The following is a 19,725-nucleotide window of genomic DNA, read 5'->3' as shown; positions in this document are numbered from 1 at the left end:
GTCAAGCCAGCGAAGCCGAATCAACATGATGCAGGCGAGGATGCTTACCTGCTGGATGAGGACTCACCATTTCTGGCCATGGCAGAAAGCGCCCGAGCGCCCAGCAAGCCGCATCAAGGTGCCAAACCACCCACAGCCGTCAAAGCGCACGCAGCGCCTGCAGTGCAACCACATCAATATGGCGCAACTGGGCCGTCAGCTCCAGCGCAGCCCGTGCCATCGCCCGCGAAGCCACCGCAAGCAGCTAAACCTGCAGCAACTACGGCGAAGCCGCTACCAAAGGTGAGTAGGGAGTTTCGCAACTTCATGGACGAGGTGCCAGAGGTTTTGCCGCGCACTGCTGCGAGAGCTGCACCAGTTGCACCACCTGCTGCGATAGCTCAGGAACCAGTCTTGCTCCTGCAGCAATTGCCCAAACTGCCGGGCCATGAGGATGACAAGCCTCCAGCTGAGCCCAGCGAGTTGGCAGTGGACTTCATGCGCTGGCTCCAGCAAGGGCTGGTCAGCCGCGAACTTAAATACAACGAGACCGGGGCCGCTGTTCACTTCGTGCCAGAGGGTATGGCCTTGGTGTCACCGCGGATCTTTAAGGACTATGCAACTGAGGCCAGTGATGACGCGGATCTGCGTGATCTGAGCACCAAGGTACAGCGTGAGCTGATCAAGTGCGGCTGGCACTTGCCGGGGCCGAATCGTACCAACATCGTCAGGTACGCGATCCATGGCCGTGGCAACGTGGAGGTCGGCAATCTCTCCTGTGTGGTCCTGGTCGAACCTGGACGCTGGGTGCAGCCCGTGCCACCCAGCAATCCAGCTTTGGTTAAAAAGTAAGTAATTGAGATTGTTTGTCTTTTCGAAAATTTAAGAACGCTCCAATGAACAAAACATTTGATGCAGCAGCGTGGGACGCACGTTGTGAAGAAATGGCAGCAGAAGCTAATCGTGGATGCGGCCTAGTTTATGAACTCTTTGAGAGCAACTTCAGCGCGAAGGTGAATGCTGCTTTGAATTCTGTCTTGTCCACTCACCATTCCCAAGCATTAGAAATTGCGCGGCGATTTGGGTACGCGAGTCCCGATGAGCTTGCCAAGAGCGCTGAGTCGCTCACCGCTGACGGCTGTTGTTCGCATGGGCTTGAACCATACAACTGCCCAGTTGGATGCGGAGACGTAGAGAAATGAATTTGTCTCCATATCAGGAAGACCCAAACCACCACCCAGCGAGGACTCAATGACAGCAGACATGCGTAATGCGATTTATCACAAAATGGACTTCGGCCAGCTCGCACTGCAAAAGCTGGGACAGACAGACCCAAATTTCAGGTTGTACCTGGCTGGAATCAAACCTGAGCCGCCTAAAGAATGGACGCACATGGAGGTTGTGGGTGCCGTTAGCTGGCTGCATACAGAGCCAGTAAGAATGCTGGATCACAAATCAATGAGTCCAAGTAAACAAGAGGCGCGCCAGCGTAAAAGATGGAGCAAACGTCCGTGGCGATTCAAACTGAATCACCGTATGAACGTGCTTGCCGCGTGGGTGCAAGGATGGATCAGCACAAAGTCACTGGCTAGTGGTTTGCGGTATCCGCATGCCATCGTCGCTTTGCCGGTAGTCGGTGAATCGGGCATGTTGTTGGTGTGTCCAGACGCCATAGAAGTCATGTTTGGAGGTGATTGACAGTTGACAGTTCTAGGCATTGCACATAGAGTGCAAACCGTGCGTCAACGAGGTCACAGAAGAATTTATTTGTTGCACAGCGTAAAAAAAGTATCAAAAACAAGGCCTTAGCGGCCAATTTTTTGAGCTTTTGAAAAAGATACAATGGGGTATTACGTATACATTCAGCAACATTGCAGGATGGTTTGAGCGTAAGTACAAGCTGCAGGGCGGCTTTTCGCAAGCGAAAACCGGGCTCTGGCCTTCGGTTGAGCCAATGCCCATCTAGTCCCTTGTAACGCTTCAGGGACATGCACCCATGCTCAGGGAGCATCATTGTGCGTGCGGGGCGTTGCACCCGTGCTCGGGGCTCATCATTCGCCGCAGTCGCCACTACCCCGGCCGTGCGCGCTTCGCTTGCGCTCGGCCGGGGCATTGTCTCGGGGCGGCTCGGGGCTGTGCATTGTGCGCGGGGGGCAACGCACACATGCTCAGGGCTGCTCATTGCGCGTGGGGGGCGAGTCATTACGCTTTCATGTCGCCCAGCTCGCCACCGTCTCAATCAGTCAAGCTGACTAACGATCCCTGCCGCAGGGCGTCGCCCCTCGGCCTTGCGGCCTCACCCAGCTACAGGGTATAACCAGCGGCCATGAACGCTGAAATAGTTTTTTGGATGATTGTTGCTGCTGGAGCCGTGCTGATTGGGTGGATCACATGGCCAACAAAGAGCGCGAATGTAGTGCCATTCAAAAAGCCCAAAGGCAAAAACAATAAGTCAGAGCGGAACCACCTGGACGCCACTTACAACCCGAAGCAGTTCAGACGGCCCAGGCGCTAAAGCGCAAAACATTGTTTAGCAAGCGGGTGAGCAAAGGCACTGCATGAACAAGTAAAACGCCCTCCGTCAATCGACATTCAGTGGCGTGAGGTGCCGGTTAAAACGCGCCAGTTAAACCGGGTACTTGATATACAAAGGTTGACATCAGGGGGCAAGCCCCCCGATACCCCCTCAGTTAACTTACAAACTGCCAGCTAGAGAAAGTTGTGCCGTTCGCGCTGCACGCGTCACGGCTTGTTGCGCGTCGTGATTTTGTACCGCGACCGCACGTTTGATTTCTGAACTGTTTTGGGTGCCCTGATCGACCGGGGCAGAGGTCTTACTTTGTGCTTGCTGTACAGGTACTGGCGCACTGTACGCATCAAAGCGCGGGTTATTAATCGCAGTAAGGCATTCATCATGGTTCAGCCCTGCATTGGTTCCTTGCTGCGTGAAGCACTTGCACTCACCCTTGAAGCAGACGCCGCCAGCTACAACCGGGAACGCTTGCACCTTGCGGACGTCATCGAATGCGGGGGCAGTCTCAGGCATGTTGGATACGCGGGGTATCCAATCGACGCGGTCGTCGATTTTTTGACCTGGTGAAGATGAAAGAGGAGGGGCTAGGCCGACAGAGGCAGCAAGGCTAGAAGCAATTGCAGGGGCTTGCTGTGTGATAGCAGGTTTATCGGACTGCGTGGCTTCAGGTGATTTAAAGCTGCCGTACAGGCTCCAGAGTACGTAAAGCAGGGCAAGGATTGCAGCGCCGACGAAGTAGAGCAGTAAAGGCCTGTTGCGAACAGGCTTGATGTGCATGGATGCACTTTTGTATTTGTCAAAAACGTGCTTTGGCAGGGTGTAGCGGCGTTTGTTTTCGCAGCGCTTCCAACTGTTGTTGGTATCGCATTCTGGGAATTCGTAAAGCCATCTGCCCATCCAGCCTGTGTCTCGAATGTGCAGATGACGCCCGACCAGTGCTCGGACGTTGGAGTCAATGAGCTTGACGTTTTGGGTAATCAGGATGAAGTCAATGCCGCGGTGGCGGTGGGTTTCCAAGGCAGAGATGCAATCGGGAACCTTGGCACCGGGGCCACGAGGGCGCCATTTCCGCTGTATCTCATCACAGATGATGAGCGCACCGTCAGGCACCTCGGTGTGCCATTCCATAACGTCGAGCTCGTAATGCTCTAGGAGCAGGCCGTTGAGGTTGTCAACGTAGAGAGGGCGGTCAGCGTATTCACGCAGGAGCAAGTCAACCGCTAAAGCGGTTTTGCCCGCACCGGGGGTTCCAGTGATTACCGTGATCATTTAGCCCCCAATGAAAGCAATGCGTTTTGCGAAACGGATGGATGCAGCAGCGACCATGGCACCGAGAACGATCCCAATGGACTTAGGAACTTCTGCGATCGCCAGAAACTGCAATACCTCAGCAGGCATTGAGTTGTAAGCCATGCGAATTTCATTGATTGCGTTATTCAACGCGTAGAGGATGGCTCCATAAGTCACGATACCGAAGCCAAGTGCCACCACCGCACGGATGATGGCGTACATCATGATGTACTTGAGAATTGCACCCATCAGTCACTCCTTGACGAATAGAGAATCCATGCTGCGTAGAGCCATGCGAGTGCAAGTAGTAGGTTACTGATTGCAGAGAGCTGGTCGCAGAAGGGTTGCCAAGAAATCTGGCGACCGCCTAAGGCGTTGCCAATGTTTGGAAATGCAGGGCAGGACTTGGCACCTTGGAAACCGGGGATGGGATTGAAGTCGAGATCAATTGCTTTTTCAGGCAACTTGGTGTCGTCGTCTTCGTGCTTTAACTCTTGGCAGGCAATTACCGTGGGGTACTTCTCGCAGAAGTCGGTTTTGTCAGGGTCTTTGGGTTCATTGCCAGATGGCCCACCGCCTGAGTCAGGCAGTGGCTGGGGGTCACGCACTGGAGGCGCGTTGGGGTCAGTGACAGGACGATTTACTGGAGTAGTCCCGACTTGCCAAGGGCTGCCGGGGGCAGGCGCAGGTTTGACCTCAACACCAGGTTGCACTTGGGGCGGGTTTGATGGAGATGCAGGAGAACTGGGGTCGTAGTTGGGATTCGTTACAGGGTCGCCCGTTGGAATGAATACTGGCTGTATGTTGGGTTGCTCTACAGGCAAAGGCACAGGGATGTGCTTTGGCGCATCAGCAGGCATGGGGTGCTTGATGATCTCTTCAACAGCTTGCTCAGGGGTGACGGTCTTTGGCTGGGGAGTTTGAGTGCAACCAGCAGGAGAACGGTACCAACCGGAAGGGCAAGAATCAACTGTTCTGGCAACTCGAAAATCAAAATTCCAAGGATCGCCTTTTTCCCTAAAACCGTACCTAGTGTTGAAGACGCCAGTTACTACGCAAGTATCACCATTGGAAAGAACAGCAGAGAGAACAGTTACTTGAGAAATAACATTGTTATTCGCTACAAAGTCAGCACAGGCCTCAGAAGCGGTACTAAAAGGAGCATTTGTATAAGCGGTGGAATATAGGTAACCGCTAGACGGGGAAGAGTCCGGATCAGGGGTCGTCCAAAGGCCAGAGGTGGCGTCGTAGACGAGACCCGCGAGACCGAGCCAGCCAGCGATAGCTGCAGCACCCCTAAGGTAGGGGTTCATCATGATTGCAGCAGCAGCCACACGGGGGGCGTTTGCCGCGAATCGCATAGTTGCAGGCATAGAAACCGTACGACCGCCAACATTCAAGGATGCATTGGTAGAGACAGAACTACTAAGAAACGTAGCGCCGTTAGCAGCCTTGGTGCCCGTAAACGATCCACCAATACCGCCTCCAGATGACCAGCCAGCCGGGGGCACTGCCTGAGCGTAACCAGCGAATGCAGAGCCAGCAGAAAGGGCTAATGCAGCAATCAGCCCTTTGAAATGATGATCCATAGAGCACCCAGCCATGCGATAGAGAGGTAAATTGCGCCTTCAGTCATTGGTAACGCCTTGCGAACCAGCACTCCACAGAATCATGATTCCGTAGATGCTTAAAAGACCAAGAGTGATAGCTGCAAGAATCGGTGCGACATCTGCCATGGTGAGTAGCTGGCATGGCTGCGGCTCCTGAGGAACCTCAAGCACCGTAGCGATGCCCCCTGCAAGGGGTTGCAGGGAGTAGGTCACCGAGACTTCAGAGACACCCGTGACATGCACAAGATGTGCTTGGCCCGCGTGCTCCAAAACCTTCCCAGATTCGGCGGAAGCTTTCGCACTCAGAGCTTGCGCTTTCGTGTTGAAACACGTTCCGCCGACCTGGTACATGGCAGCGCCTTACTTAGAACGCCAGAGCAGCTTGATGCAGAAGATTGCAAACAAGCCGAGCACTACCGCAGCGGCGATCAATTCGCCTTGAGAAAAGCCGTCCTCAACTTTTTTGACGATGGCAGCACCATGGTCAGTAGCCTGCGCCATAGCAGCAGTGGACAGAACCAGAGCACCAGCAGCAGCGCCCACCTTGTTGCCGTACTTGCGTACAGCGCCGATAGTTGTATTCAACATAGAACTTCTTTCACGCCTCAGGTTTGAACCCACACGCCTAGAGGCATCAGCGCATGGGATGGGGTTAGCGCCCGCTTGAGAACACGGAATTACCTTGTTAGTGGGCATGACGGCCGAGTGTTTGGCGCAGACGATGCTTGCGCAGTTCACGACCCGCAGTACGCGCACGTATGAGCAACACACGCCGCTGAAACTGCAGATCCGCGATGGTTTCCAGCTCAGACTTTTCGGGGCCGAAAAGCTTGGACGAACCCCAGCCAAAGAGGCGGTAGAGAAGGTCAAAAAAACCACCAAGGTTCGCACCCGCAAAGGCACCCATGAACGATGCCAAAAGCAGTAGCTCAGTGAAGTGCACGAGCTGATCAGGGGTCAGGGATTCGATGATCATGGGTACCTCCCAATAGCAGGGACAGGGACAAAGTCGCCGGTAAAAATTGCATAAGCAGCAATGACCGCCATGAGAATTCCGAGAGGTAAAGGCATGGCTAAATCTCCGAGAGGTCTACGACCTGGGCTTTGTGAAATGGATCCACGTGGTCGGCGATCATTTCTGCGGCGGTTTCAGCGTCAGGAATAGCGCATGCGTCTTTAAGCAACATGACCCAGCGCGGCTGGCCGTCGTCAGGGTCAGGAGCCAAAAAGGCACCTGTAAATACCGACTGGATCACGTAGGCCATGGGTTAGCCCTTCGCCTGCGGACGAATGTCTACGAGGGTCAGCTTGGAGCTGTTCTCGGCACCTGCGACCATGTCGAAAGTGGCTTCCACCTGAATGCCACCTACAGGCCATTTGTCCTTCATGTTTTTCCACTTTGCGAACTCGGTCGAGGTTCCGAGCTTGAAAGGGCGGGTCACTTGGCCGATGGTTTCCCCGGTCGATTTCTCGCCCAGGTCAACTGCCAGATGGAAAGTGGTGGAGTCAAACGCACGAGCTGCACCGCTCGCGGTTTCGAATTCACCTTTGGAAGACTGGATACCGATCAGAACGGCAGGAGCTGTAAAACGCATGTGATTTCCTTGATGGGCTTAGGCAGTCAGCATTCCGGCTTGCCCTTTGCCGGTGACAGAATGGAAGCAATTGGCAAACGTGGCCCCAACTTCGTCGTGGTCAAATTTGCGCAAGCGAGTAGGGAGTTTTTTGCCTTCGTCAAAAAGCTCATCCAACACCCTCATGGGAAGGTGTTTCAAAACCAGAAGGGCAATGGGAGCGGCTGTTTCCATGAACCAGCGCACAGAGCGGGAAACCTCAGCATCAATGGATTGCTGCTGTAGGCGTTCCGTGCATTTGATGGGCTGGGCTTGGTACTGCGCACCATGCTCAGCCAAGATGCAGGCATGCCAGTCAGAAGCACCAGCGAAGAAGTCCTGCGGACGGCGGAGGAGGTCAGAGGGCAAGACCCGTTTTTGGTTGCCGTAGCGGAGTTCCACACGCCACCAGTTCGAATCGTCTTCGCAGCCAAAAAGCTGCTTGCCTTTTTCGTAAGCGTTGGTGAGCTTGCCGCTTTCGCGTGTGCCGATGTAGAAAGACGAGCCCTTGCTTTTGGCGTTCAAATCTTCGTTTGCGCGACCAGCAGGGCGACGGCCATGGCAGTCCATTGCGCCGCTCAGAAAGTCAGATTTAACGCGGTCAAATCCACCCTTCAGACCATCGAAAAAGTCCAAGGCCAAGTCAGCACGGGTAATGAGTCCCCCGTGTTCGTCAATAAAGTCGGCCATTAGTTCGCGCCAGCCGTGCTGGGCGAAGGTGCAACCCATGCCCTCAAGGTTCAGATGAACTGTTTTGTCTTGGCTTTTTCTATATTTGCCATTGGCGGCAGAGAGGAAACCAACCCAGCCGATGGGATAGCCTTTACGGGAGAGGGAATAGCGATATTTGTAGAAGTCTTTACCGGGAAGCAATTGCGAATCAATGGCGAAATCTTGGCCAAGGGTTTGGGCGACCTGTTTTCCCAGCTCGTAGGCACGATCTGCAGCAAACAGTTCATCCTGTGTGAGTTCGTTGAGGTGGGGGTGCACGACCTTTTCAAGGTCTGAGCGCTGGCCAGAGCCGAAGTAGAGATCAGTTGGGTCTTGGATATGCTTGGGGAAAAGCACATCGACCGAGGGAGCTGGGCATTTGCGGAGCTGGAAAGTTACGCGGAGCCAATCAACGTGGACGAATGAGCCTCGCACTGCGCGCTCAGCCATCAGTCGCACTTTGATTTCGCGGCCTTCTAAGACCAAGGTTGATTGCTTGGTCATGGTTTGTCCCAGAAATAGAAAGGCTCTGTAGTCAGAAGATACGAAGCTTCAAGTCGTAAGGAGGCTTCTAGAGAAAGTGAATGAGCGTGTTTTTTGCCATATCTGCGTACACATACTTGCTGCATGACACGCAGCTTTTGCAAATGCATGGCCTGAAAAGACATGACAGGGGCGAGAGTGAGAAAGTGCCCTGTAGAAGTTGTCCCCGTGTTACCAACGGGGACAGCTAACGAGGTGGGTGCTGTTTTTACGTCGTCACCAAAATTGATAGCAGAAGAAGAGACTTCACCTAATGCATCAGAAACGCAAAAATCACACAAACGCGGGTAATTCGGCGTAGAAGCACCGCAGCTCAGACAAGCGGCCTTGTCTTGTGCTTTAGTTTCTGGTGTGGTGGAGAATTGCGTCATTGCAGGTGTTTGGAAATGGCTTACAACGCCTGCAAATGTAAAGAATAAGGCTTACCAAATGACGTTAGTAGAACTACTTATTGCAAAAGCTGCGGAGAAGCAGGGTTCACAAGCAGCTCTAGCTCGTGAGCTTGGTGTTCACCGAGCTCAGATTACGAACTGGAAAAATGGAAACGATAAATGCCAGCCAGCAGATTTAGCCGCAATCGCTTATCTGGCGGGATATAGTGCTCTGAATGTGCTAGCAGCAGCAACGCTGAAAGAGCATGAAGGAACACAGAAAGGTTCTGTGTTGAATGAAGCATTGGGAAAAGAGATTCAGGGCCTGCAATGCTTAAACGCAAGTGGTTCGACCCCCCTGAAATCAGCTAATGGCCAAGAGATACAATGTATATTATGTTAAGTGGTTAGCGTAGTGCATTTATGAGCAAATTCGCAGCCTATCTAGCTAGCCCAGCATTGTGCTTCGCATGGTCGAAACGGCTTTGACCGCGGTAGCCAAGCCTGAGCATTTTGCAAGCGCTTGGACCCGTGCATATCCTGCACCTTTACCCATGCAGGGAAACATCGAGCTCAACGACGATCCATGCGAGAGTCATTCACGGTACTGGGCCTCAAAGGCTGTTCTAGCCCTGATGTGCATGTCTGCACAGTCGCCCCGCGATGGATCAACTCTGCAGGTGTAGCTGGGTTGAAAGAAATTTGACCAAGCCTGCTCTTTTTTTCTTGCTGCTAACATCTGCTGCTGGCGCTGATGTTCTCTTTCCTCTTGTTGCCTGTGCTGTCTTTGTTTTTGTTCTTTTTCTTGCTGCAAACGCTGTTGCTGCGCCAGTTTTTGCTTTTCTTCCAGTGCTTTGAACTCTTTCATCACTTGCCGCGAAGCTTGCTCAGCGCGCCAAACCAGTACGCCCTCGTATGTAAAAACTGCGGCCATGCTTCCAATAAACACGCCCAGCGCAATTTTCAGCACATCGCCAATAAAGCCCCATTCACTTTGAACTTCTTTACGCCTGTACATGCCCTCTCCTTTTTTAGTCATCATAGGAGATCGCCAAACAGCAGCAGTTTCACGCAATGCACATGCCAGGAGCTGGCTGCCATGATCTGGCATTGGCACTTATATGCCACAAGTCTGGCCTGGGCATGCTTCAACACACCTTCAGCGCATGCTGGGTCGATTGCTTTCAGAAGATGGTAGCTTGCGCCTTAACCTTGTCGGCTGGGGCAAAAGACTTACGGCATCACCATTGACAGCAGGCGCTGAATATCCGTCTTGCATGCTTCATATGCGCGCTTGTCGATGTTGGTATAGAGATCAACCAGCTCCTGCCCGAAGTCTGTGAGGATGGAGCCGCCTCCGTTGGCACCGCCCTTGGCCGTGGAAATGACAGGCGCTTTCAGCGTTCTGTTCATTTCATCAATCAGCAGCCATGCCCGGCGGTAAGACATTCCCTGCAACTTGGCTGCTGCGCTGATTGAGCGGCATTCGTCCACTGCCAGCAGCAGTGCGATTTTCCCCGGGCCCACGGGGATGGAATCACCCTTGAGTACGCGCGTTCTGAAACGCAGCTTTACCGGTGCACTGTCGTGGCTGTCCGGTAAGGCATCTGTAGGGGAGCTTTGCGCAGGGGCGCTTGCGTTCACCGCTGTGGGTTCGGGCATATCTGTTGTGTCATTTGGATGCGTTCAAAGCTTCACTTTAAGCGTTCTTTGGTGCATTTCAGATTGCGCGGTGACTTTCGTTATATTCCTGTGTATATTTCGCTTGTCCATTTATCAGTGCAAGGATCCACATGTCCGCCCCTCCTTTCAGACTTAATGCAAGTGGTTTGGCAACGCTGCAAGCTGCGACATCTGCAGGAGCGCTGGGCTTTGACTTGGAACTTTGCTGTGACAGCAGCGGCCATACTCTGACGGAGCACACGCCTCAGACGCGCACCAAGCTGCATCAGCTAGACCCGCACTTGCATTGCTCTGTGATTGGAACGTGCCTGCACCCCAACGATCTGCGTAAATTAATGCTTCGCCACGGTGCAACCGAGCAGATGAGCGATCTTGATGTTCACCATCTGGCAGTCCATATGGCCATGGAGCGTGGAGATGCAAGCAAAGCCATTCAAAAAGCGCTGGATCAAAAACACGCCGGTGCACTCAAGCAGTTCTCGGCCGCGAAAGATGAGCGCGCACTTGAAACAGCCTGGCGTGCAGCGTGGAGTCATGGCGACATCGCTGGGGGCTATTGGGCGCTTCTGACGCACAAAGCGGTGACTTCAACGCTGCTGCAACTGGCGTATGGTGAGGTACATATGCTCTCTCACCTGATGGCATCAGCCAATAGAGATGATCTCAAGCGCTTTGTGGCCTTGGAGAAAGAAAACTCCTCGCTGCGCGAGCGCCTTGAGCGCAGGCAGGCCAGGCATGAAGAAGTGCTGCGCGAAAGAGACCAGGTGCTCACACAGGAGCAAGCGCGTATCCTTCATCTGGAGGCGCGTGTGAGCCAGATGCAAGAAACTACAGCAAGCCGTGGATCTGAAGCTTCTGCCTCCGAGCTGGTTGCCTTGCATACCACCCGCCGGGAAAAAGCTGAACGGGCTGCTGAAAAAGCCTGGCAAGAGGTGCAGCGACTGCAAGAGCATGCCGCAAAGGTTGAGCTGCACATGAACGATCTGGCCGAAGAGCTGCATGCCGCAGAACACGAGCTGCAACGCTTAAGCGCCAATGCCGCACAAGATGGAGCTCTCAGGTCGCAGCAAAAGACACTACAGGACCGCACCATTCTTTACGTGGGAGGCCGACCAAGCTCTACGCCTTCAATTCGAGACTTTGTGCAGCAGCGTGGCGGTGAGTTTCTTCACCATGACGGAGGCTTAGAAACGCGCAAAGCTCTTTTGACCGCACTGCTGCCGCGTGCGCACCTGGTGGTTTTTCCGGTCGATTGTGTGGACCATGACTCCGTCACCAATCTCAAGCGTTTGTGTGAACGACACATGGTTCCCTTCATGCCCCTGCGCACTGCCAGTCTGGCCAGTTTTGCAAGATCGCTGCAGCGCGAAGCCGATACACGGGTGGTGCCCCGCCCTTCGCACTTCTGTTTGCGCCATGGCTAGGCTTGAAGTTTTCATTGCACGGCAACGCAAAGCCTTCTGCAGCAGGTTTGCCTACTTTATTTAAACAGGCAAACCCAGCTGTGCTGGCCGTAATGCTCTGGCAACACCGATCAGTCAAGGCATTGAAGGGGTGTTTTATTTCCGGGGCATGCGCAGGGAGCGCTGAGACAAAGCACGGCGCTGCAATGACCGGCTGGTGCGCAGCTTGTCTGCAGGCAGCTCCTGAACGGTGACCGTCTGCCCGCTTGCAGCTTGCGTCTTCAGCTCCAGTAACTTTTTCATCTCGGCCACACGCTCGTTGGCCACGTCCAGCGCTTGCTGCAGATTCAGCTGGCCTGCGCGAGCGCCCAGCAGTTCTTCTTCGCTGTGCAGATAACGTGCGTGCAGGTCTTCGTAGCGGGCTGCGGCACTGCGTTCTGCATCAATTTGCAGCTTTTTGGCTTTTTCCGTTTCTTGGCGGCTGCGGTCCAGGTCGGCCAGCATGCGACGTTCATTGCCTGCAAATTGTTCTGCCAGACGCTGGCGCTCCTGCATGGCGGCATCCAGCTCGCGGGAGTGCTGATCGCGCAAAGCTTCTTGGGCTTTGCGCTGCTCCTGGCTCTCCTGGCGCAGTTTCTCCAGCCCTTGGTCGCGCTCAGTCAGCTGCTGCTGCATCTCATCGAGGCGGCGCGACAAATCTTCTCGCTGCGCGTGCGCCAGCGCCAGCGCGGCATCCATCGCACTTTTTTGCTGTAGCAAGCCCTCTTCTCTTTGCTGCAGTTTGGCCTGCAGCAACTCCAGTCTGGCTTGGGCAGCGGCAGCCGCCTGCTCGCGCTCTTGAAGCGATTGCTCTGCCGCTTCTTGCGCATGCTGCAGCGCGCTGCCCCATAAAGACTGCGCAGCCTCCAGCACCTCATCGGGCACCGAGTTGCGCAGTGTCTGCGTTTGCTGGTTCAAGCCCAGGCGCGAGCCCAAAGTGCTGAACCAGGCGTCCAGCATGGGAGCCACGGTGTTGGGCGAGCCTCTGCCCATGTGCATGCGCACTTTTTCGATGGTGGGTTTCTGCCCTTCGGCCAGCAGCGCGTCGGCGGCGGCCCAGACATCGGCTTCTTGAATGCCACGCGGCGTTTTGGTTGCTATGGATTGCATAGGAATTAGATTACCATCGATAAGAGATTGTTATCGCGAGTTGTTAAATATTATTATATAACAACATACATAGCATGTAGTATTTAATACGTAACATAGAAAAAATACAACATATGCTGGATGAAAATGCACTGGCTACGCAATCTGCTGAAAAAACACTCACGCAGCTGAGCCACAGCACGCTCAATGCCCTGCGCGAGCTTCTCAGAGAAGGTGAAGCCGAAAACACGGTGCGCAGCTACCAAAGTGCCATGCGCTACTGGGCTGGCTGGCACCAGTTCCGCATGGCAAAAGCCATTGCCCTGCCCTTGCCGGTAGATACCGTGCTGCTGTTCATTGCCGACCACGCCCAGCGCAGCACGCCCTATGGGCTGCGCTGCGAGTTGCCACCGTCGATTGATGCTGCGCTGGTGCAATCTGGCTGCAAAGCCAGGCTGGGTGCTCCCAGCCACAACACGCTGGTGCACCGCATTGCGGTGATGAGCAAAGCACACCAAAACCGTGGCTTGGCCAACCCTTGCCACGATGAAAAAGTGCGCGAGCTGCTCTCGCGCACGCGCAAGGCCTACGCCAAGCGTGGCGAGCGCACGCAAAAGAAAGCGGCCATTACCAAAGATGTACTGCAGCAACTGCTGGCCACCTGTGACGACAGCCTGCGCGGTCAGCGCGACCGCGCATTGCTCTTGTTTGCATGGAGCAGCGGTGGCCGCCGCCGCTCAGAAGTGAGCAACGCCGACATGCAGTTTCTCCGGCGCATTGGCCCCGAGCAGTTTCTGTACGAGCTGGCCGTCTCCAAAACCAACCAGACTGGCGCAGATTTGCCTGAAAACACCAAACCCGTGCTGGGCGCAGCGGGCAAGGCTTTGAGTGCATGGCTGGCTGCCAGCGGTATTACTGAAGGAGCCATCTTCAGGCGCATTCGCAAGGGCGGCCATCTGGGAGAGCCGCTGCAAGCGCCTGCTGTGCGCACCATCGTCAAAGAGCGCTGCGCGCTGGCCGGGGTAGAAGGTGATTTTTCTGCGCACTCGCTGCGCTCTGGTTTTGTGACCGAAGCGGGCAAACGCAATGTGCCGCTGGCTGAAACCATGGCACTCACTGGCCACCAGAGCGTGGCCACGGTGCTGGGCTACTTTCGGGCGGAATCTGTCATTCACAACCAGGCCGCCCATTTGATGGATGACGATTGATCTATCACCAGCCCGGCTCTAGCATGTGCGCTGTGCCCGCCCGCCCTCGCTGCACTGCACGCACAAGCCGGGCACCTTTTCAGCCACCGCGCACCTAGGACGAATCTTCATGCACAGCAAAGACACTGCGCCTTCTGCCCAGCCTACCGATTCACTGAATCAACTTGATGTCCGCGCCCGCAAGGTGGTAGAGCACATCACCCACCGCCGACATATTTCGCGCAACATCATCCAGGATCTGGACCGCGCGCAAAGCACCTTTGGCGAGCGCGCCGCTGATGCCGTTGCGGGCTTTGGCGGCTCGTGGAAGTTTGTGATCCTGTTTGTCGTCACCATGCTGCTCTGGGTCAGCGCCAACGTGCTGCTACTGGCGTGGCAGGGTCACACTTTTGACCCCTACCCCTTTATTTTGCTCAATCTGGTGCTGTCCATGCTGGCCGCCATACAGGCCCCCGTCATCTTGATGGCGCAAAACCGCCAGGCCGACAAAGACCGCGCACACAGTGCACATGACTACGAAGTCAACCTCAAAGCAGAGCTTGAAATCATGATGCTGCACGACAAAATCGACCAGCTGCAAAACAACCAGTGGAACGAGCTGATTGCACTGCAGCGCGAGCAGTTGCACCTGCTCACCAGCATCGTGGACCAGCGCAACAGCCCGCAGCAACCCAGTTAAGCGCCAGCAACGCCAGCCACTGCGCACACATTGCTGGTTTGCCGAGCACCAGCCATGTTCTTGTTTCTAGTGCCTGTGATCGGCCCGGCGTGCAGAACAGATAGGTGGCGAGAAGCTGGCGGCTGCGCAGCGCGGTTGCGCTACCGCGCTTTTTTACAGTTGCACAGTCACGTACGCATTCACGCATGCATGCACCCATGCACCCATGCACCCATGCACCCATGCACCCATGCACCCATGCACTTTTGCAAACACGTAACCTGCAACAAGCCTTTGGTGCATTAAAGAGCAGACTTCTTATAAAGTGAGCTATCAGCGCTTACCAGTGCTTGTTCTTAGATATAAAACATGCTGAAAACAAGCAGGGGCAAGCACTAAGTGCTCATTAATTAATCAGTACTGGCAATGACCAATGTCTGCCGCTGCCGTTTTAGTTGCCACTGCAAGCACCGCAGCCTCGCTCTGGCTGCGGCGAACCAAGCAATCTGCAGCGCTTAAACCGAGCGCATCAAGCCGCCATCCACCCGAATGTTCTGGCCGTTGATATATGCGCCGCCTTCACTGGCCAAAAAGGCAATGGTTGCGGCAATTTCTTGCACCGTGCCGTAACGCTGCATGGGCACGGCGGCGCGGCGCTCTTCTTTTTCGGGCAGGCTGTTGATCCAGCCCGGCAGCACATTGTTCATGCGCACGTTGTGGCGGCCGTACTCATCCACAAACAGTTTGGTAAAGCTGGCCAGCCCCGCGCGCGACACGGCAGAGGTGGGGAACAAATCCGCCGGCTCAAACGCCCATGCGGTTGAGATATTGACAATCGCCCCGCCACCCTGCTTGACCATGATGGGCGTTACCACCCGCGCTGCGCGCACGATGTTGAGCAGGTAAGCATCCAGTCCTGCATGCCAGTCGGCATCGGTCAATTCCAGAATGGGCGCTCGCGGCCCTTTGCCAGCTGAGTTCACCAGCACATCCACCCGGCCCCAGCACTGCATCACCAGATCGGCCAGCTTTTGAATATCTGCCTGATTCTGGTTGCTGCCGGTAACGCCCACGCCACCCAGCTCCAGGGCCAGCGCTTCGCCTTTGCCAGACGAGGAAAGAATGCCGACGTGGTAACCGTCAGCAGCAAGTTTGCGGGCAGCGGCTGCGCCCATGCCGGAGCCACCGGCGATGATGATGGCGGTTTTAATTGTTTTCATCTTTTTTGCTATGAGCTGTATCCAACAGAATAGGAATCATCGCTGACGATAGTTTTGCTGATGTGCAAGACAGGCATCAATGCCTTTATCAAGATAAATGGGATGTGATTTCTGCTCTATTGGAGATGCCATAAATTGTCTTCCAATTGAATTGAACACCCATTCCAGATGATTTTTCCTTTTTCAAAAATAGCGTGTTTTTCAGCTATTTTTGATATTTGAAATAAATACTTGTCTACAACCAGAACCGTCTGGCCCTCAGCCTTCAACTGCTGCAAACACTTCCAGATCTCTTCCCGAATCACCGGAGCCAGCCCTTCGGTTGCCTCATCCAAAATCAACAGCTTGGGATTCGTCGATAAGGCCCGCCCAATCGCCAGCATTTGCTGCTCGCCACCAGACAATTGATTGCCCATATGGTGCTCACGCTCTTTGAGGCGGGGGAACAGCTCATAAATTCTGGCCAAATCCCAAGGTGCAGCCTGTGCAGCCTGTGCAGGCAGCGCTGCTGCTGGTGACTTGGCAGGTGGACGTGATGGATGGCGAGCAAAGGCCACCAGATGCTCACGCACCGTGAGGTTGGGAAAGCACTGCCGCCCTTCGGGGACGATGGCAATGCCCAGCCGCGCAATGGCGTCGGCGGGCAGATTGGTGATATCGCGCCCCTCAAACAAGATCTGCCCTTTGCGCACGGGCAGCGCACCGGTGATGCATTTGATGGTGGTGGATTTGCCCATGCCGTTGCGCCCCATCAGGCTGACGACCTGGTGCGGCTCAATGGTCAGGCTCACACCAAACAGCACCTGACTGGCGCCGTAGCCCGCTTCAATGCCGCGCACTTCCAGCAAAGGTGTGCCGGTTTCGCTGTGGGTGCTCATACCGTGCCCTCTGCTTGTTGTGCTGCTGGTTCTGGGTGGTGTGCATCTTCTTCTTGCCCCAGGTACACGGCCTGCACACGGGGGTCGGCCTGAATCTCTGCCGCGCTGCCCTGGGCAAGCACTTTGCCGTAGACCAGCACGGTGATGCGGTCTGCCAGCTGGAACACGGCGTCCATATCGTGCTCTATGAGCAAGATGGCCATGCGCCCGGCATCGCTGCGGCGCAATTGCTCAATAAGTTCAAGCATTTCGGCCGATTCTGCGGGGCCCATGCCAGCCATGGGTTCGTCCAGCAGCAAGAGTTTGGGGCTGGCGGCAATGGCCAGGGCCACATCCAGCTTGCGCTGCGCGCCGTGGGGCAAGGTGCCTGCCACCGTGTTCCAGCGCTCTTGCAGTTGCACGCGCTGGGCCAAATCCCAGGCCAGCGTTTTGAGCTGGGCATCTTTGTCACGCTGCTTGAACCAGCGAAAGCTGTTGCTGTGGTGCGCTTGCACAGCCAGCAGCAGGTTTTCTGCCACGGTCAGCTGCGCAAAGATGCTGGTTATCTGAAAGCAGCGCGACAGGCCTGCGGCCACGCGCTGGTGCGGGGGCTGGTTAATCAACTCTTGCCCATCGAGCTCGATTGAGCCGCCGTCTGCGGGCAGCAGGCCCGAGATCAGATGCACCAGCGTGGATTTGCCAGCGCCATTGGGGCCAATGAGGGCGTGAATTTCTCCGGGGCGCACGTCCAGATCGACATGGTCGGTGGCGGTCAGTGCGCCAAAGCGTTTGAGCAGGCCTTGTATGCGCAGCATCAGTGCCCCGCCTTCTTGGGGGCCAGCAAGGCAGACAGCCCACGCGGGGCCAGAAAGACCACGGCAATCAGCAGCAACCCCATGGGGGCGTGCCAGTAGTCGGTGCTTTGCTTGAGTACTTCTTCCAGCGTGCCCCACACCACCACACCCAGCGGTGCGCCCCATTTCAGGCCAATGCCGCCAACCACCACCATCACGATCAGCAGCGCAGACTGCGTCCAGTGCATGAGTGAAGGGCTGACAAACCCGTTTTGCGTAGCCAGCAGCGCACCGGCCAGACTGGCAACGCCACCTGCCAGCGCAAAGGCCAGCAACTTGAGGCGGAAGGTGGGGTAGCCCATGGCCTGCATGCGTGTTTCATTGTCACGAATGCCTTGCAGCGCACGGCCAAAGTACGAACGCTCGATGCGCGAAAACAGCAAAAACACTGCGGTGACTGCCAGCAGCACAAGGTAAAACAGCCAGTTGCCCTGTGCAATCACATCGCCCTCTTCGGCTTTGAACAAAAGCAGCGGGCTGTAGAGGTTGTAGCCATCGTCACCCCCAAAGGCGCGCAGCGACACGGCCAGGTAATACAGCATCTGGGCAAAGGCCAGCGTAATCATCAGGAAGTAAACGCCCCGTGTGCGCAGTGCAATCAGGCCCATGAGTGCAGACACTGCAGTGCCCGCCACGGCGGCCACCAGCCAGATGAGCCAGGCGTTGTGAAAGCCGCCCTCCACCATGGCAACCACGGCGTAGGCCCCAACCCCCACAAAGCCTGCATGGCCCAGGGCCACCAGCCCGGCACGCCCAATCAAGAAGTTAAGGCTGAGCGCAGCCATGCTGACGATGAGGATGCGGCGCACAAAGTCCACGTAGTAATCCAGATCCAGCATGGGGGCAAGCCACGGAAAGGCTGCCAGTGCCAGCACAACAACAGCCAGCACCGCGTAGCTGGTGCGACTGGAAACGGCAGCGGCGGCCAGTGGCGGCGGTGCAGAAGAAATGGATGGGGAAGAATCAGACACGGCAGGCACGGGAGAAAAAACGGCAATCCATACAGTGATTCATACGGTGACCAAGACGGCGAAAACTGCTGCGCCCACCACACATGCGCAATGGCTTTGCGGTGCAACGCTGCAGGCTGCACACTGCGGTGGCAGCTAGGTTTGGCTTGTTTGGGGCGGTATTAAGCACGGGCGGGGAACAGGCCAGAGGGTTTGAACACCAGCACGCCAGCCATCAGCACATACATGGAGATGCTGGCCACGGCGGGGCCAATGTCAGCGGCCAAAGATGGGCTGAGCACCTCGCGCAGCAACGGTGGCAGCAAGGCGCGGCCAGCGGTGTCGACCAGACCCACCAGCAAACTGGCCACCAGGGCACCACGGATAGAGCCAATGCCGCCAATCACAATGACCACCAGCGCGGGAATCAAAATGCTCTCGCCCATGCCCACCTGTACCGCGCTAATGGGCGCCAAGAGCGCGCCAGCGAGCGCTGCCAGGGCCGCACCCACCGCAAACACCACGGCAAATACGCGGTTGACACGAATACCCATCCACTGGGCCATGGCGCGGTTAGATGCCCCGGCGCGTACCCACATGCCCAGGCGCGTGTGATTGACCAGTGCATAAAGCGCCAGCGCAGCACCCAGACCTGCAGCCAGTATCAGCAGCCGGTACGAGGGGTATGGCAAAAAGCCGAACAGCTGCACCGCCCCCGACAGTGCCGACGGCGTGGGTGCCATGATGGGCGATGGCCCCCAGAGGTACTTGGCCACATCGTCGGCCACCAAGACCACGCCAAAGGTGGCCAGCACCTGCGAGAGGTGGTCACGCACATAGAGCTTGCGCACCAGCACTGCCTCTAGCACCGCAGCCAAAGCAACCGTGGCCACAATGCCCACAGCAACCGCCAGCGTGAATGAGCCTGTTTGCGTATGCACCGAGGCCGAGATGTACCCCCCGGCCATGAACATTGAGCCGTGGGCCAGATTGAGCGTGTCCATGATGCCGAACACCAGCGTCAGCCCGGCGGCCAGCAAAAACAGCATCAAGCCGTAGCCCAGACCGTTCAGGGCCTGTTCGAAAAGAAAAACTGCATCCATGAACGAGGGTC

Annotated in this window: 25 protein-coding genes; 6 read left to right on the top strand and 19 right to left on the bottom strand. The window is 55.8% G+C overall.

Annotation, left to right across the window (positions count from 1 at the left end; all coding sequences use genetic code 11):
* Positions 1 to 393 precede the first annotated feature (393 nt).
* The gene (locus H9646_RS02505) at positions 394 to 831 is read left to right on the top strand and encodes a conjugal transfer nickase/helicase domain-containing protein (RefSeq protein ID WP_191721734.1); all 438 of its coding nucleotides are present in this window, start codon (positions 394 to 396) and stop codon (positions 829 to 831) included.
* Between the two features lie 209 nt (positions 832 to 1,040).
* Here H9646_RS02505 and H9646_RS02500 read toward each other — a convergent pair whose 3' ends face one another.
* Positions 1,041 to 1,244 carry a hypothetical protein gene (locus H9646_RS02500; protein WP_191721733.1) on the bottom strand — a complete coding sequence of 68 codons (204 nt, stop codon included), beginning with the start codon at positions 1,242 to 1,244 and terminating at the stop codon, positions 1,041 to 1,043.
* Here H9646_RS02500 and H9646_RS02495 point away from each other — a divergent pair.
* Positions 1,243 to 1,677, top strand: coding sequence for a hypothetical protein (locus tag H9646_RS02495; RefSeq protein WP_191721732.1), 435 nt, complete (start codon positions 1,243 to 1,245; stop codon positions 1,675 to 1,677). The genes H9646_RS02500 and H9646_RS02495 overlap by 2 nt on opposite strands.
* 997 nt (positions 1,678 to 2,674) lie before the next feature.
* Here H9646_RS02495 and H9646_RS02490 read toward each other — a convergent pair.
* The 10 genes from H9646_RS02490 to H9646_RS02445 all read right to left on the bottom strand — a co-directional run bounded on the left by H9646_RS02490 (position 2,675) and on the right by H9646_RS02445 (position 8,650).
* Positions 2,675 to 3,781: a zonular occludens toxin family protein gene (locus tag H9646_RS02490; protein ID WP_191721731.1), complete on the bottom strand. Its 1,107-nt coding sequence runs from the start codon at positions 3,779 to 3,781 to the stop codon at positions 2,675 to 2,677.
* Positions 3,782 to 4,051, bottom strand: a complete 270-nt coding sequence (locus H9646_RS02485) for a DUF2523 domain-containing protein (protein WP_191721730.1) — start codon at positions 4,049 to 4,051, stop codon at positions 3,782 to 3,784.
* On the bottom strand, positions 4,051 to 5,391 hold the full coding sequence (locus H9646_RS02480) for a virulence factor TspB C-terminal domain-related protein (RefSeq protein WP_191721729.1): 1,341 nt from the start codon (positions 5,389 to 5,391) through the stop codon (positions 4,051 to 4,053). Before H9646_RS02480 ends, H9646_RS02485 begins: the two co-directional genes overlap by 1 nt.
* Before the next feature lie 39 nt (positions 5,392 to 5,430).
* The gene (locus H9646_RS02475; protein ID WP_191721728.1) at positions 5,431 to 5,763 is read right to left on the bottom strand and encodes a hypothetical protein; all 333 of its coding nucleotides are present in this window, start codon (positions 5,761 to 5,763) and stop codon (positions 5,431 to 5,433) included.
* A gap of 9 nt (positions 5,764 to 5,772) precedes the next feature.
* Positions 5,773 to 6,000 (bottom strand): hypothetical protein, encoded by a 228-nt coding sequence (locus H9646_RS02470; RefSeq protein WP_191721727.1) that lies wholly within the window; start codon positions 5,998 to 6,000, stop codon positions 5,773 to 5,775.
* A gap of 97 nt (positions 6,001 to 6,097) precedes the next feature.
* Positions 6,098 to 6,388: a hypothetical protein gene (locus tag H9646_RS02465; protein ID WP_191721726.1), complete on the bottom strand. Its 291-nt coding sequence runs from the start codon at positions 6,386 to 6,388 to the stop codon at positions 6,098 to 6,100.
* A 97-nt stretch (positions 6,389 to 6,485) separates the two neighbouring features.
* On the bottom strand, positions 6,486 to 6,677 hold the full coding sequence (locus H9646_RS02460; RefSeq protein ID WP_191721725.1) for a hypothetical protein: 192 nt from the start codon (positions 6,675 to 6,677) through the stop codon (positions 6,486 to 6,488).
* A gap of 3 nt (positions 6,678 to 6,680) precedes the next feature.
* Positions 6,681 to 7,007: a hypothetical protein gene (locus H9646_RS02455; RefSeq protein WP_191721724.1), complete on the bottom strand. Its 327-nt coding sequence runs from the start codon at positions 7,005 to 7,007 to the stop codon at positions 6,681 to 6,683.
* Positions 7,008 to 7,025: 18 nt separating this feature from the next.
* The gene (locus H9646_RS02450) at positions 7,026 to 8,240 is read right to left on the bottom strand and encodes a replication initiation factor domain-containing protein (RefSeq protein WP_191721723.1); all 1,215 of its coding nucleotides are present in this window, start codon (positions 8,238 to 8,240) and stop codon (positions 7,026 to 7,028) included.
* A complete protein-coding gene (locus H9646_RS02445) occupies positions 8,237 to 8,650 on the bottom strand; it encodes a hypothetical protein (protein WP_191721722.1) in 414 nt (137 codons plus the stop codon). The genes H9646_RS02450 and H9646_RS02445 overlap by 4 nt, the downstream gene beginning before the upstream one ends.
* Positions 8,651 to 8,708: 58 nt before the next feature.
* Between H9646_RS02445 and H9646_RS02440 the strand changes: the two genes are divergently transcribed.
* Positions 8,709 to 9,053, top strand: coding sequence for a YdaS family helix-turn-helix protein (locus tag H9646_RS02440; RefSeq protein WP_191721721.1), 345 nt, complete (start codon positions 8,709 to 8,711; stop codon positions 9,051 to 9,053).
* A 192-nt stretch (positions 9,054 to 9,245) separates the two neighbouring features.
* On the opposite strand, the gene H9646_RS02435 is transcribed toward H9646_RS02440, so the two are convergent.
* Together H9646_RS02435 and H9646_RS02430 are read right to left on the bottom strand one after the other, a co-directional pair.
* Entirely contained in the window at positions 9,246 to 9,692 is a 447-nt protein-coding gene (locus tag H9646_RS02435) for a hypothetical protein (protein ID WP_191721720.1), read from the bottom strand.
* 191 nt (positions 9,693 to 9,883) lie between these two features.
* Positions 9,884 to 10,312, bottom strand: coding sequence for a winged helix-turn-helix domain-containing protein (locus H9646_RS02430; RefSeq protein ID WP_191721719.1), 429 nt, complete (start codon positions 10,310 to 10,312; stop codon positions 9,884 to 9,886).
* A 131-nt stretch (positions 10,313 to 10,443) separates the two neighbouring features.
* Here H9646_RS02430 and H9646_RS02425 point away from each other — a divergent pair, with 131 nt between their 5' ends.
* Positions 10,444 to 11,757 (top strand): DUF2325 domain-containing protein, encoded by a 1,314-nt coding sequence (locus H9646_RS02425; protein ID WP_191721718.1) that lies wholly within the window; start codon positions 10,444 to 10,446, stop codon positions 11,755 to 11,757.
* 135 nt (positions 11,758 to 11,892) lie between these two features.
* Here H9646_RS02425 and H9646_RS02420 read toward each other — a convergent pair whose 3' ends face one another.
* On the bottom strand, positions 11,893 to 12,885 hold the full coding sequence (locus tag H9646_RS02420; protein ID WP_191721717.1) for a DNA-binding protein: 993 nt from the start codon (positions 12,883 to 12,885) through the stop codon (positions 11,893 to 11,895).
* 113 nt (positions 12,886 to 12,998) lie between these two features.
* Between H9646_RS02420 and H9646_RS02415 the strand changes: the two genes are divergently transcribed.
* Both H9646_RS02415 and H9646_RS02410 read left to right on the top strand, forming a co-directional pair.
* The gene (locus H9646_RS02415; protein ID WP_191721716.1) at positions 12,999 to 14,072 is read left to right on the top strand and encodes a site-specific integrase; all 1,074 of its coding nucleotides are present in this window, start codon (positions 12,999 to 13,001) and stop codon (positions 14,070 to 14,072) included.
* Positions 14,073 to 14,181: 109 nt separating this feature from the next.
* Entirely contained in the window at positions 14,182 to 14,751 is a 570-nt protein-coding gene (locus tag H9646_RS02410; RefSeq protein WP_191721715.1) for a DUF1003 domain-containing protein, read from the top strand.
* Between the two features lie 494 nt (positions 14,752 to 15,245).
* Here the strand turns inward: H9646_RS02410 and H9646_RS02405 are convergent, their stop codons facing one another.
* From H9646_RS02405 to H9646_RS02385, 5 genes are all read right to left on the bottom strand, one after another.
* Positions 15,246 to 15,950, bottom strand: coding sequence for an SDR family oxidoreductase (locus H9646_RS02405; RefSeq protein WP_191721714.1), 705 nt, complete (start codon positions 15,948 to 15,950; stop codon positions 15,246 to 15,248).
* A 116-nt stretch (positions 15,951 to 16,066) separates the two neighbouring features.
* On the bottom strand, positions 16,067 to 16,798 hold the full coding sequence (locus H9646_RS02400; RefSeq protein ID WP_225213959.1) for an ABC transporter ATP-binding protein: 732 nt from the start codon (positions 16,796 to 16,798) through the stop codon (positions 16,067 to 16,069).
* Positions 16,799 to 16,824: 26 nt separating this feature from the next.
* Positions 16,825 to 17,622, bottom strand: a complete 798-nt coding sequence (locus H9646_RS02395; RefSeq protein WP_191721712.1) for an ABC transporter ATP-binding protein — start codon at positions 17,620 to 17,622, stop codon at positions 16,825 to 16,827.
* Positions 17,622 to 18,632 (bottom strand): branched-chain amino acid ABC transporter permease, encoded by a 1,011-nt coding sequence (locus H9646_RS02390; protein ID WP_318244899.1) that lies wholly within the window; start codon positions 18,630 to 18,632, stop codon positions 17,622 to 17,624. Before H9646_RS02390 ends, H9646_RS02395 begins: the two co-directional genes overlap by 1 nt.
* A gap of 161 nt (positions 18,633 to 18,793) precedes the next feature.
* Complete coding sequence (locus tag H9646_RS02385; protein WP_191721711.1) at positions 18,794 to 19,714, bottom strand: branched-chain amino acid ABC transporter permease; 921 nt, start codon at positions 19,712 to 19,714, stop codon at positions 18,794 to 18,796.
* Between the last annotated feature and the right edge of the window lie 11 nt (positions 19,715 to 19,725).

The sequence above is a fragment of the Comamonas avium genome (genome assembly GCF_014836675.1).
GTDB lineage: Bacteria > Pseudomonadota > Gammaproteobacteria > Burkholderiales > Burkholderiaceae_C > Comamonas > Comamonas avium.
This window is presented reverse-complemented; position numbering and strand designations above follow the sequence as displayed.